Consider the following 13,279-nt stretch of genomic DNA (forward strand, 5'->3'; position numbering starts at 1 on the left):
CAAAATATATTTACCGGTAAAGCGGCAATCAGAACAATTGGAAATGAACAAAATCCCTCATTTGACGGTCTCTCCTTTTCTTTCTCTGGTAGTTTCGCATCACAATATATGAAACTGCCGAAAAGGCTGCCACCACCAAGATATCCTTAAATACACTATTTTTCATTATCGTAGTTTTTTAGTTATAACCGTTTTATCTGCTTTTGTGTTTAAACAAAATCAATTTTCCCGCTATGAAGTTACATAAAAATACCTTTTCGTCAAAAAATAAGGGTGAAAATTATCCTGAAAATAGTTTTATTCAAGCTATTTCATCGTTTTTAACTCAATTTGCAAAACACGTTCAGTCGCTGGTGTAATTTTAAACCGGTTATCCGCCCGATGCCCCACAACCCAAACCACCTCCTCACCCGAAAGCAAAAGCCATGTTTCTTCCTTTTCTTTCAGGTTAAATTTCTGATCAGTGAAAAAATCACTCAACTTCTTTTTGCCTTTCATTCCAAAGGGAATAAACCTGTCGCCGGCTTGCCATTTCCGCAACTTGAGGGGGAACTGCAGCTTAGCGACATCGGCATATAACATACGACTCTTTTTATCGATTAGTTTCGGTACACCTGTTAATTTAATAGCTAAATTTACCGGAGTGGATATTTCTTGCGATACCGCATCGATAAAATAGATTGGGTCATCGGACTCCGTTTTTTTTATTTTATCGATTAGGAAACACGTACGATCTTTTATCAACCGATGTGTAGGTGAAAAAAACTGCTTCCCCGGCGAAGCATCCAATCCAGCCTTCACATCATCGATCACGGCAGGATGAAACCCTAAAGGTGACAGGATCTCAAACAAAACCGATAAGGGGGAAGCGGATAGTTTTAGCGCCTCAATATCTATTCTGTTATTTTTCAAAACAACTTCAATATCCGCATGAACTGCTTTTTTATATATTTTCTCTGCTTCGGCCAAGTTTTCAGCAGTACGGAAAATGGTTTCGTTGACTGACGGATTGATTTTCTGCAACATCGGCAAAACATTTAACCGTATGTGATTCCGGGTATAAATATCTTCGAGATTGGTACTGTCAGTCCTGAAAGGGATTTGACGTTCCACCAGGTAATTTTCGATTTCGACCCGGGAGACACAAAGCATCGGACGGATAACTTTTCCGTTTTGGGGCGAAATTCCGCTCAATCCACTTATTCCCGTACCGCGGATTAAATTCATCAGTACCGTTTCCACCGAATCATCCTTGTGATGAGCTACGGCAATTGCATCGGCATTAAATTGTTTCCTCACTATTTCAAACCAGGCGTAACGCAATTCACGTGCTGCCATCTCGATGGAAATTTTTTTATCGGCGGCATATTGCCGGGTATCGAAGTCGATGGTTGTAAATTCAATATCACTCTCCTTACACCATTTCTTTACAAAGCGGGCATCCTCCTCCGATTCTTCTCCCCGAAGATGGAAATTACAATGTGCGGCAATACACCGGTAACCCAATAAAGTCATTATATCCAGTAAAGCCATGGAGTCAGCGCCCCCACTAAGCCCCGTAATCAACACATTATCGTTCTCCAACAAACGTTTTTGGGCAATATAGGATTTTATTTTCTGAAGCATCGGCTCAAGATATACGAACAGGTATTTTTTGTAAATGCAAAAATACGATATGTTTTTCAAAAATTGCGGGAAATGATTTCTTTCTTCAAAATCAAGGTAAATAGCCAAGAAAAATGTATTTTTGCATAAAATTAAAGACAATAAAGATCGTATGTTAGATAAAATTCACTCCCTTCTTTCTGAAATAGATCAATTTTCAGCATCGGATGCCGATGAACTGGAAGCATTACGCATCAAATACTTAAGCAAAAAGGGCATCATTTCTGTGCTGATGGACGATTTCAGAAACGTTGCCCCCGAACAAAAACGCGAAGTGGGTATGAAGCTGAACGAGCTGAAACAGAAAGCCCAGGAAAAAATTCTTTCGTTGAAAGAGATGTTTAACGGCAACAAAGAAAAAAACGTGGATATCGACCTGACCCGGACGGCTTATCCGGTTGCTCTCGGAGCACGTCATCCGATATCGATTGTGAAAGAAGAAATTTGTGATATTTTTAAACGTCTGGGATTTTCCATCGCCGAAGGGCCGGAAGTGGAAGACGACTGGCATGTTTTTTCTTCACTTAACTTCGCAGAAGACCATCCTGCACGAGATATGCAGGACACATTCTTTATCGAAAGCAACCCGGATATTGTTTTACGCACACACACTTCATCTGTCCAGACTCGCGTAATGGAGAAAACGCAACCGCCCATCCGCATTATTTGTCCGGGGAGAGTTTATAGGAACGAAGCTATCTCGTACAGGGCACATTGTTTTTTCCATCAGGTGGAAGCATTATACGTAGACAAAGATGTATCGTTTGCCGATTTGAAACAGGCGTTGCTTTTCTTTGCCAAAGAAATGTTTGGTAACGAAACAAAAATCCGGCTTCGTCCTTCTTATTTCCCGTTTACAGAACCCAGTGCAGAAATGGATATCTCCTGTAACCTATGTGGAGGTGAAGGTTGCCCATTCTGCAAATATACCGGTTGGGTGGAAATCCTGGGATGCGGCATGGTTGACCCCAATGTATTGGATAATTGCGGAATAGATAGTAGGGTCTACACCGGATACGCTCTTGGAATGGGTATTGAGCGTATTACAAACCTGAAATACCAGGTAAAAGACCTGCGGATGTTTTCGGAAAACGATTTGAGTTTCCTTAAGCAATTTCAGGCAGCACATTAGACTTTAAAATTCAATACGGCCGCTATTCGTAGTGTCGGGAAACTATTCAACTAAACAATTGAATATCATAAAACAATAAATGATATGATAAAAATAAAACGTCTTGTATTGTCCGCTTTAATTGTTTTACTCCCTGCAGTTAGCATGCAGGCTCAGCAAACCGTGAGAATGAATGCCATCAAAGCCAACGACTACGGGGTAATCTATTCATTGCCGAAAACATCTCTGGTGGTAACGCTGAAAGTAAAAAAAACGGTTTACAATCGCGGTGAGTTTTATCAGTTCGCACAACGATACTTGAGTATTGATCCTATCACCGAAAGCAGAACCGAATTTACACTTGAAGATGTAATGGTAACGAACCGAGGAGTCGCCGACAAGGATAATTCGTTTATGGTAATCTTCAGGCCTAACTCAATCGCGCCTTACGTTCATCTCACACAAGACGGACTGATTTCTACCATAAACACAGACCCTGAATCAGAAAAAACACCTTCTTTCGACGTTCCTGAGCCATCTCCCGCTCCGCTAAACTCGAGAAGGTTTTTGTCGGAAGAAACGCTGATGGCGGGTTCAACAGCCAAGCAGGCAGAATTGGTCTCGAAACAGATTTTTGAGCTACGGCGAAGCCGAAACGATATCCTGATCGGCGAAGCCGATAATATGCCGCCCGACGGTGAAGCCTACAAAGTAGTTATGGAGCAAATAAACAATCAGGAAAAAGCATTGACTGAAATGTTTTCGGGAAGTACACAAACTGAATATTTCACCAAAGAAATTGTGGTTATCCCCACAGAAAAAGATATTGATAAAAGGATTATTGGCAGGTTTTCCGAAAAACTTGGTCCTGTGGATGCTGATAATCTTGCCGGGGCTCCCATTTACCTGACACTGAGAAGTAAAACACAGAAAGTAGAGACCATTCTTTCCGACAAAGATAAAGAACGCCTCGCAAAAAAACTCTCCGAAGGAGTAGTGTATAATGTTCCAGGAAAAGCGCAACTCACACTGGAGTTCAGGAACAAAACGTTGAAAAATATGGAAACAGATATCGTTCAGTTTGGCACAAAGGATGTACTTGCCAAAAAAATGTTCGACAATATGAAACAACCCATTAAGGTAGTTTTCTATCCCGATCTGGGTGCCATAAAACAGATTATTCAGTAATCAGACACCCTATTCATCCTGCCGGCGTCAAGGACATTGCCGGAAAAAGGTATTTTGTTCAGACCTGACGCATGGATATAAAGGTGGAAAACCAGAGACTGCAGGGTAAGAATTTTTATTGGCAGTCCCAACAAATAATTTAGATATGAGAAAAAATATTTTTCTTCCCGTTGCTATTTTGTTTTTCTTACTTTTGTGCACATTGTTTTCCTGCAAAAAGACCGCACAAATTTCCACAAAAATAGTTTTTGACAGTATCGTGATTAAAGACCAGATACCCCTACTCGAAACGAACGACACAACATTGCCTTTTGCCGATGTTAAAATAAGCTTTACTTATCCGGTAAAGTTTGGCAACAAGGAAGACCTTGCCCGTTTGCAACAAATCTTTATCGGTACATTTTTCAACAGCCTCCACCTCGACACCCTTTCTCCGCAAGAAGCTGTTAAGGCATATGTTTCCGGTTACAAAGAGGAATATAAGTCGCTGTCAAACACCTATTATTCCGAAAAGAGCCGACTTCCAAAAGGTGAGATACCTATGTGGTACTGGTATTATATGTACAACACCAATAAAGTGATGTTTCAAAACGATTCACTGCTGAGTTACGCTATAGAATATAGTGATTATACCGGTGGTGCACACGGCTCGTACAGAATTACTTATACGAACATCGATCTGGGTGAATTGGTTACTGTTTCGGAAGAGGACATCTTTGTGTCCAATTATAAAAAGCCACTCGCAGAAATCATAATTAACAGATTGATGGATCAATACAATGTCAGCGTTCCTGATTCCTTAATCAGCTTAGGTTTTTTTAATCTGGACGAAGTTTTTCCGAACAACAACTTTTGGCTGGACCATGAAGGGATTCACTACTCATTTAATCAATACGAGATTGCACCCTACTCAATGGGCGTAATTAATGTTGACATTCCCTACGGGGATTTGTCGGCTATCCTCAAACCGGAAAACGTTACACAAAAATTCTTTTTAAACTCAGGTCATCGCTGACCCGAGTTTTTTGAAAGATTCAGTTAATTGGCGACAAACTCCATATAAAGAACAAGATCTACATCTTTTGCAATCGCCTTGGAATCAGGATCGTAAGCTACGTTATAATCCAACCGGTTGATACTGTTTTTAGCCGTAAAGCCGATAATATCCTTACCGTCTCTGCCCACAATTTTTCCACCGTATTTAACCTCAAACGTAACGGGTTTTGTTACATCTTTGACGGTAAGCAAACCGTTTAATTTGTATTTCTTGTCGCCGGTTTTCTCGATGTCTGTACTTTTAAAACTCATTTTTGGATACTTTTCCACATCGAAAAAATCCGCACTACGCAAATGCTTATCACGCGGCTCAATCCGGGTATCAATACTTTCCGCATCAACCGTAAACTCAATATTGGCATTCTCCAGGCTGTTTAAATTCCCTTCTATAAATCCTTCGAAAGAATTAAAACTGCCGTTGACAAAAGATATTCCGTTATGTTTCACTTTAAAATTGACGGAAGAATGTGCTTTATCCACCAAATATCTCGTTTGGGCCATTAAGCCGAACATAAAAAACAATACTAAAAATGTTAAACCTGTTTTTTTCATCGTTTTATTCCTTTTTTAATTTAATTCCACCTTTTAACCCACCTACCACAGGTTTTGTTCAGAAATTGATGTAATTTTGCGTAAACAAATCCATACAAAGTTTGTTTATCCATGGAGGGGGAATTGGGCTCTCTTCTTTATTAAGAACCGATCACAGCGATCGATAATCAATATTTATCATGCAGGAATTAGATCAAGATCAGATATTAACCGACTTAACAACACAAGATTACAAATACGGATTCGTCACGGACGTTGAAACATATACAATTGAAAAAGGGCTGAATGAAGACGTTGTCCGGTTAATTTCTTCGAAAAAAAATGAGCCGGAATGGTTACTGGAATTCCGGTTAAAAGCATATCGTCATTGGCTGACAATGAAACTGCCCGACTGGGCGCAGTTAAATATCCCGGAAATAGATTTTCAGGAAATTATTTACTACGCAGATCCGACTCAAAAAAAGACTCCAAAATCGTTGGAGGAAGTAGATCCGGAGTTGTTGAAAACATTTGAACGATTAGGTATTCCGCTCAACGAACAAAAACAGCTGACCGGCGTGGCCGTAGATGCCGTTATGGATAGTGTCTCCATAAAAACGACTTTCAAGGAGGTCCTTGCTGAAAAAGGAATTATATTCAGCTCCTTCAGTGAAGCCGTGAAAAACCACCCCGACCTGGTGAAAAAATACCTGGCTACCGTGGTTCCTTACAAGGACAACTTCTATGCAGCATTAAACTCTGCCGTTTTCAGCGACGGCTCTTTCGTGTATGTCCCGAAAGGAGTTCGTTGCCCGATGGAATTATCTACCTATTTCCGTATAAATGCGCAAAACACAGGCCAGTTTGAACGTACGCTTATTGTTGCTGACGACAATTCATACGTAAGTTATCTGGAAGGATGCACGGCCCCCATGCGTGACGAAAATCAGCTGCATGCGGCAGTGGTGGAGATCATTGCCCTTGAGAATGCCGAAGTAAAATATTCGACGGTACAAAACTGGTATCCGGGTGATAAAAACGGTAAGGGCGGAGTTTATAACTTCGTTACGAAACGCGGTATCTGCAAAGGCAATAATTCAAAGATTTCCTGGACACAGGTTGAAACTGGTTCAGCAATTACCTGGAAATATCCCTCGTGTATCATGGCAGGAGACAACTCCGTAGGGGAGTTTTATTCAGTTGCCGTTACCAACAACTTCCAACAGGCCGACACAGGAACAAAAATGATCCACCTGGGCAAAAATACCCGCAGCCGCATCGTCTCCAAAGGAATTTCAGCGGGAAGCAGTCAAAACAGCTACCGGGGATTGGTGAAGGTTTCTAAAAAAGCGATCAACGCAAGAAACCACTCACAATGCGACAGTTTGTTACTTACCGATCATTGCGGAGCCCACACTTTTCCTTATACCGACATCCAAAACCCCTCAGCGATTTTGGAACACGAAGCCACTACTTCAAAAATCAGTGAAGATCAGATTTTTTACTGCAATCAGCGCGGTTTAGGAGAAGAAGAAGCCATAGGATTAATCGTGAACGGATATGTGAAAGAAGTAGTAAATAAACTTCCTATGGAGTTTGCCGTGGAAGCGCAAAAGCTGCTGCAGATCAGTTTGGAAGGCAGTGTAGGTTAATCTCCGGGTATGTATGGGTTGTGGATTGAAGACAAGTTAATTAGCTGTATAACTATTTAAAGCCGACACTGAAATGCAAAATGCTATTACAAAATTAACAACCGTTCTCATAGCACTTATCACGGTTCTATGTTTCACAAGCTGTGGAACTTCCTATTACGGGGCAGCGGAGAACAATTACTACGACAATTATTACGACTACAATCCGGCATGGGCGCCCGATTATTACTTTGGAACGCGCTATTACTATTTTCCCGACATTGAAACGTACTACGATCTGGGCACACGCAATTTCGTATATCTCAATAACGGACGTTGGCTTTTCGTACCAACGCTTCCGCCCATTTACGCTGCATTCAACCTGAATAATGCATTTATTGTAATCGTCAACCGCAGTGTGTACACCCCCTGGATGCATCATCACTATTACAATTCGCACTATCCACGCTATTATTACATTGATTATTACGACTTCAGCAATATCCCGTACGTAAGGGGATACAACGAAAACGGGCGCAGGGCAGTATATTGGCGAGAAGCAGAACGAAACCGCGCACGCGAGTGGGGCGACAGAAGTATCCGCGAAGGGCGTAAATTCAAATACTCAACCGACGACCGGCGTGTGCAGCAAGAAGTTACCCGCCGGGTAGCACAACGTACTGCCGTTTCGCCTGAAGAACTCAGACAAATTGGCAACGCTGACGAAGGAAGAATGGTCACATCCCGGTCGGGTACCACGCAAACGCCTTCCCGACAGGCGGCACCCGATACTCAGCGCACGAGTACCAGACGTTCCGAAGAAACGAATTACTACGGCGGAGAAATCGGACAACCGGTGAAAGTTCAGCCACAAATGCGCGGGAACACAAGTGGGCGTAGTTCTTCAACAAGGAGTGAAGGAACGTCAACACGAAACAGAGAGAAAACAACTTCAGGAAGGAGTTCTGATTCCCGCCGATAACTATTTCACGGTCGCAATAAAACAAGATCGTTAAAATAAACACATAAAATATATTTATTTTACCTCTGTTATTAGCTGTTTAAACAAAAAAATCTGAAAAATTCTTACCGGAAAGCCAGTAAAAAACCTAAAAATACACATGAGCATCCTTACCATTTCCGTTCTTGTACTGCTGAGCATCGTACTGATTGTAATCCTTACATCCGTCACAAAGCTCAACGCATTTGCATCGTTGTTCATGGTGTCTTTACTGCTTGCGGTTATCGCACTACCAGGTAAAGACATCGTGGAAATTCTTAAACAGGGCTTCGGCAACACCGTATCATCCATCGGATTTCTTATCATTTTTGGAGCAATCATTGCTGTGGTATTGGAAAAAACCGGTGGTGCAGCCAGCATCGCCAATTATATTTTATCGAAGACAGGACACCGGAACGCTGCCTCGGCAATGGGAATCACGGGGTTCATTGTAGGATTGCCCATTTTTTGTGATTCTGGATATATCATTATGAGCGGACTGGCAAAGTCATTCAGTTCCAAAGCCAAAGTCGCGCTGCCTTTTATTGCATTTGTACTGGCGACTTCGCTCTATTCAGTTCATTGCCTCACTCCCACCCATCCCGGTGCTTTGGCCGCCTCCGGGATTCTGGGTGCCAACCTGGGTATGCTGATCGTCTTGGGAGCACTGTTTGCTATTCCTGCAGCTTTGGCCGCCTTTTTGTGGATTAAATGGCAAACCCGAAACGACATTTACACAGAAACCGAAAATTCTCATCATGAAATCCGGAGCAATGAACAACTTCCTCCGGTTCACCTTTCCTTGTTACCTATCGTTACACCGCTTTTGCTTATAGCAACCGGCTCGTTGCTAACCGTACTGGATATTTCCAATGTCAACTTTATACTAAAAGGATTGGCTTTTCTCGGACAACCTATCGTTTCACTGATGATTGGGGTATTGCTATCGTTGTTTCTACTAAAAAACAGGGCAATAAAAAATATCAATATAGTCCTAGAATCTGCCATTGAAAAAGCTGGACCGATACTGATCGTTACCGGTGCAGGAGGAATGTTCGGGCTGGTGATCAAGGAAACCGGGGTGGGCGCTTATGCGGGCGAGTTTTTGCTGCAAACGGGATTGGGACTTGCCGTTCCGTTTCTCATAGCATCAATTTTAAAAACGGCGCAAGGTTCTTCTACCGTGGCAATTATCACGGCTGCATCTTTCGTTGTACCAATGCTACCCGCTTTGGGACTTGACTCTGAACCAGGAAAACTTTTGGCAATGATCTCGATGGGTGCAGGTTCGATGATGGTATCACATGCCAATGATTCTTACTTCTGGGTGGTTTCCCGGTTCTCGGGAATCGGCTCAAATACAGCGCTGAAGGTATACTCATCAGCCACCGTTGTGATGGGAATTGTAACGTTTCTTTGCGTGTGGCTGACTTCGCTCTTCATGTTGTAACCGGAAAAGATGAAAAAAATTGCCGAACTGATATTTTTTGCCGGAGTGAACGGTGTCTTGCCTGAGAAGCTGATGCAATCACAGGTGAAACTCTCCGGAGATCTATTGCAAGTCGCAGAAAAGAGATTCCCGTTATCCCGTTTCAGGCACATTTATGTTTTAGCTGCCGGTAAAGCAGCCGCCTCAATGTCTAGGGGGGTGGAAAAAGTTTTAGGCGACAAAATAACAAACGGTCACGTTGTCACCAAGTATGGACACGGAATGAACCTGAACTACCTGACACTTACCGAAGCTGGTCATCCTATACCCGATGCGGAGGGGGTAAAAGGTACTCAAAAAATAGTTAATATCGCCCGAAAAGCAACCGAAGATGACCTGGTTATCTGCCTGATATCCGGAGGAGCATCGGCTTTAATGGCCGATTTCCCGGAAGGTGTAACTCTCGATGATTTAAAACGCACCAATGAATTGCTGACCAAATGCGGCGCGAATATTACCGAAATTAATACGGTACGTAAGCATTTATCAAAAATTAAAGGAGGTCAACTCGCCCGGATACTCTTTCCGGCAACAACGGTGTGCCTGATATTATCGGATGTGGTCGGTGATAGGCTGGACGTGATTGCGTCTGGGCCAACTGTGGGTGATTCAAGTAGTTTTGCGGATGCACTGACTATTATTGATAAGTATTCGCTACAAAACCGGCTTCCCTCGTCTGTGTTGCATTATTTACTCGAAGGTGCAGACGGTTCAATTGCAGATACTCCCAAACCGGACAATCCGGTTTTTCAAAATGTGCACAACTACATTATCGGTAGTAATGGTATCGCTCTCGAAAGCTCCGCAAAAAAGGCGATGGAACTGGGCTTTGAAACGCATACAGTAACCGACAGTATACAGGAGGATGTCACCGAAACCGCCAATTTTATTCTGAAAACAATCGATAATCAGAAGCCCACCGGTAACAAACCCGTTTGCCTGCTATTCGGCGGAGAGCCCACAGTAAAAGTTTCGGGGAAGGGACTAGGTGGGCGTAACCAACACCTGGCCTTGTATTTAGCAACAAAAATCTGTTGTAAAAAAAACATCACTATTCTTTGTGCGGGCACCGACGGTACAGACGGGCCTACAGACGCAGCAGGGGCAGTTGTGGATTACGAAACCGCGACCAAGGCTGTAGAGAAGGGTATCGACCCGAACCATTACCTCACCAATTGCGACTCCTATCGTTTTTTTCAACAAGTTGGAGGGCATATCATCACCGGAAATACAGGTACAAACGTGATGGATATAATTGTGGCAATTGTTCAATAATTTTGTTTAAATTTGTACGACAAGCCCATAAAATTGAATCGACAGGGAATCAACTGATTCCAAAATTCATCAATGGTTAAGTTCCCCAATGATGAGAATCTCCCTTTATGATTACCCCGGGATTCAATATATTCAAATATATACAAGCACATTGGATACTCCGGACAAAATGTGTTACCTGACTTCTCTGACTACACAAAAATAAGCTTTTAGGCTTAACCCTGTGTCCCGGCTAAGTTAGTAATTCCACTGATAAACTTTAGTTTGAAGAGATACACTAAACTATTATTTATTAAAACCTTTTGAGGAAAGAAATTCCCAAATACGTTCCAGGTATGTATAGCTCCCTGTTCCTGGAGATGCTTTAAGCTGGAAACAGTGGTCACGAGTAGCTAAGGTATGAAGTTCGCTTTGAATTCCCATCTGTTGCATCTTTTCCCAAGTCTTTACTGAGTTCATAGCAGCCCATCCGTCAGCATCTCCGTGTACAAATAGCATAGGAGCCGTTTTTAAATCGAAAGAGAATTCTGGAACGAGAACGGCACTATCTTCATTGCCTTTATCTATATTGGGTTGCTCCGAGCCATCGGTTAGCGCATATGCAGGATAAATACCAATTCCCCATTGTACATTACAAGGAAATTTATCAATTTCGTCAATAGGCAAATAAGACTGATGCAAAGACGAAGTAACCCCCATCAAAGTTAAATGCCCACCTGCAGAACTACCCATAATACCTATTCGTTCTGGATCAAGCCCGCGTTTAGACGCTTCGCTTCGTACGATTTTGATGGCACGCTGCAAGTCTTGCCAAGCTGTGGTATGTTTAGATAACCCTGTAGTAGGTCTAGGTGTACGATACTTTAAGGTTACTACTGTCATTCCCATTTCATTTAGATAGCGACGGGCAGGAGCCACTTCAAAACCATCTGGGTCGTTGCCTTCATAACTTCCGCCCGAGTAGATAATTTGTATCGCTTTTATCTTTAGGTTTTTTGGTGTATGCCATTCTAAATAAGGTGTGCATTGATTCGGTTGAATATCTGGTGTTTTTCCCTCTGGCCAAATATTCATCTTAAAATAATCGGTACGACTATCATCGGAAGCATATCGCTTCATCAATTCTTCTTCCCCAGCTAGCTTACCCATATATCCCATTTGGCGCATAAATTCAACTCCTCTTTCTAGTCCAAAAGCGCCATGTCCCTTATCCGCATATAGATGTAATTCGGCAGGAATATTCATTCGTCTGAGTTGGCGGTAAACCAATGTCGAGGTCTGTGAAGCATAAATATCAGTTCCTCCGTGATGAAGACTCATCGGACAGGTACGTTCATCAAATTTAAAAACATTACTCAAATTCACATCCGTTCCATATCCTTGTCGGCTAGCAGGTATACCTGTTTCTGCATCGGTAGTACCATAGGCTGGAGCATTAATAATCGCCCAATTAATGTTGCAAGGTAGTTCGTCAATTGGGTCCACTTTTTCATAAGCCGATGTTTGTGAACTAGTCGCTAGCAATAAAGCTAAATGTGAACCTGCTGACATGGATATAACTCCTATTTTTTCTGGATCAAATCCACGTTTTTTAGCTTCACTCCGTACTTTACGTACGGCACGTTGTCCATCTTCCCATGCAGTTTGATAAATAGGAAGCCCCACAGGCCTAGGCGTCCTATACACAAAGTTTATACATTGAAACCCTAATTGAGTAAATGTTTTATTCCATAGTTTAATGAGTTCTACATCACAACAGGACTCGTAAGAACCGCCAGAAATAAGAATCATACATCCTCCATTACGTACTTCCTTAGGGGGGGCATCAAACCATTCCAGGTAAGCTACCCGATTCTTGTCTGCATTAAAATCTTTTTTCCCAGCCTCGTCTACCATGGCTGCAATCTGATGATCTTGCCTATGTGGCATTTTATCCTTTGGCCAAATAGGAACTCTTTCACTAGCAAATAAACTTATACTAATAAACAAAGTTAATAAGCATGCCATTTTTCTCATAGCTGAATATTATTTAAGATAAAGTAACGTATACAAAAGTACGTAAATTCGTTGAAGCTACAAGGCTTTAAGTTTCAAAAAGGAGTAAGCTAAAATAAAGAAATTCAAAAAAAACTTTTTACTTTTGTCATACCACTACGGTTTTATGCTAGCAGAGATTTATTTTTTCTTATGGCAGTCTCATTGAATAAGCATCGTCATCGATAGTTTTGATACATAATTATCCTTCTGGTAACTTAACTCCAAGTAGTGCAGATTTGAACATAACCAAAAAATCAGTGATGCATGTAAACTTATGGATATTAATTCACTAACCC

11 protein-coding genes are annotated in these 13,279 nt (G+C 42.0%); 7 read left to right on the forward strand and 4 right to left on the reverse strand.

The window, feature by feature from the left end:
• Positions 1–28: 28 nt before the first annotated feature.
• Entirely contained in the window at positions 29–166 is a 138-nt protein-coding gene (locus AACM02_RS12250; protein WP_214063574.1) for a hypothetical protein, read from the reverse strand.
• Positions 167–306: 140 nt separating this feature from the next.
• Entirely contained in the window at positions 307–1,626 is a 1,320-nt protein-coding gene (gene tilS, locus AACM02_RS12255) for a tRNA lysidine(34) synthetase TilS (RefSeq protein WP_332456099.1), read from the reverse strand.
• 151 nt (positions 1,627–1,777) lie between these two features.
• Between tilS and pheS the strand changes: the two genes are divergently transcribed.
• The 3 genes from pheS to AACM02_RS12270 all read left to right on the forward strand — a co-directional run bounded on the left by pheS (position 1,778) and on the right by AACM02_RS12270 (position 4,979).
• Positions 1,778–2,797: a phenylalanine--tRNA ligase subunit alpha gene (gene pheS, locus AACM02_RS12260; RefSeq protein ID WP_214063572.1), complete on the forward strand. Its 1,020-nt coding sequence runs from the start codon at positions 1,778–1,780 to the stop codon at positions 2,795–2,797.
• 84 nt (positions 2,798–2,881) lie between these two features.
• On the forward strand, positions 2,882–3,964 hold the full coding sequence (locus AACM02_RS12265; protein ID WP_339117131.1) for a DUF4831 family protein: 1,083 nt from the start codon (positions 2,882–2,884) through the stop codon (positions 3,962–3,964).
• A 145-nt stretch (positions 3,965–4,109) separates the two neighbouring features.
• The gene (locus tag AACM02_RS12270) at positions 4,110–4,979 is read left to right on the forward strand and encodes a DUF3298 and DUF4163 domain-containing protein (RefSeq protein ID WP_214063570.1); all 870 of its coding nucleotides are present in this window, start codon (positions 4,110–4,112) and stop codon (positions 4,977–4,979) included.
• Between the two features lie 23 nt (positions 4,980–5,002).
• Here the strand turns inward: AACM02_RS12270 and AACM02_RS12275 are convergent, their stop codons facing one another.
• A complete protein-coding gene (locus AACM02_RS12275; RefSeq protein ID WP_339117132.1) occupies positions 5,003–5,572 on the reverse strand; it encodes a YceI family protein in 570 nt (189 codons plus the stop codon).
• Positions 5,573–5,751: 179 nt separating this feature from the next.
• Here AACM02_RS12275 and sufB point away from each other — a divergent pair, with 179 nt between their 5' ends.
• The 4 genes from sufB to AACM02_RS12295 all read left to right on the forward strand — a co-directional run bounded on the left by sufB (position 5,752) and on the right by AACM02_RS12295 (position 10,946).
• The gene (gene sufB, locus AACM02_RS12280) at positions 5,752–7,203 is read left to right on the forward strand and encodes a Fe-S cluster assembly protein SufB (protein ID WP_339117133.1); all 1,452 of its coding nucleotides are present in this window, start codon (positions 5,752–5,754) and stop codon (positions 7,201–7,203) included.
• Between the two features lie 73 nt (positions 7,204–7,276).
• A complete protein-coding gene (locus AACM02_RS12285; RefSeq protein WP_339117134.1) occupies positions 7,277–8,164 on the forward strand; it encodes a hypothetical protein in 888 nt (295 codons plus the stop codon).
• Positions 8,165–8,303: 139 nt separating this feature from the next.
• Entirely contained in the window at positions 8,304–9,632 is a 1,329-nt protein-coding gene (locus AACM02_RS12290; protein ID WP_339117135.1) for a GntP family permease, read from the forward strand.
• Between the two features lie 9 nt (positions 9,633–9,641).
• Positions 9,642–10,946: a glycerate kinase gene (locus tag AACM02_RS12295; RefSeq protein WP_339117136.1), complete on the forward strand. Its 1,305-nt coding sequence runs from the start codon at positions 9,642–9,644 to the stop codon at positions 10,944–10,946.
• 285 nt (positions 10,947–11,231) lie between these two features.
• On the opposite strand, the gene AACM02_RS12300 is transcribed toward AACM02_RS12295, so the two are convergent.
• Positions 11,232–12,962 carry an alpha/beta hydrolase gene (locus AACM02_RS12300; RefSeq protein WP_339117137.1) on the reverse strand — a complete coding sequence of 577 codons (1,731 nt, stop codon included), beginning with the start codon at positions 12,960–12,962 and terminating at the stop codon, positions 11,232–11,234.
• Positions 12,963–13,279 lie beyond the last annotated feature (317 nt).

This window comes from Petrimonas sp. (assembly GCF_963921705.1).
GTDB lineage: Bacteria > Bacteroidota > Bacteroidia > Bacteroidales > Dysgonomonadaceae > Petrimonas > Petrimonas sulfuriphila.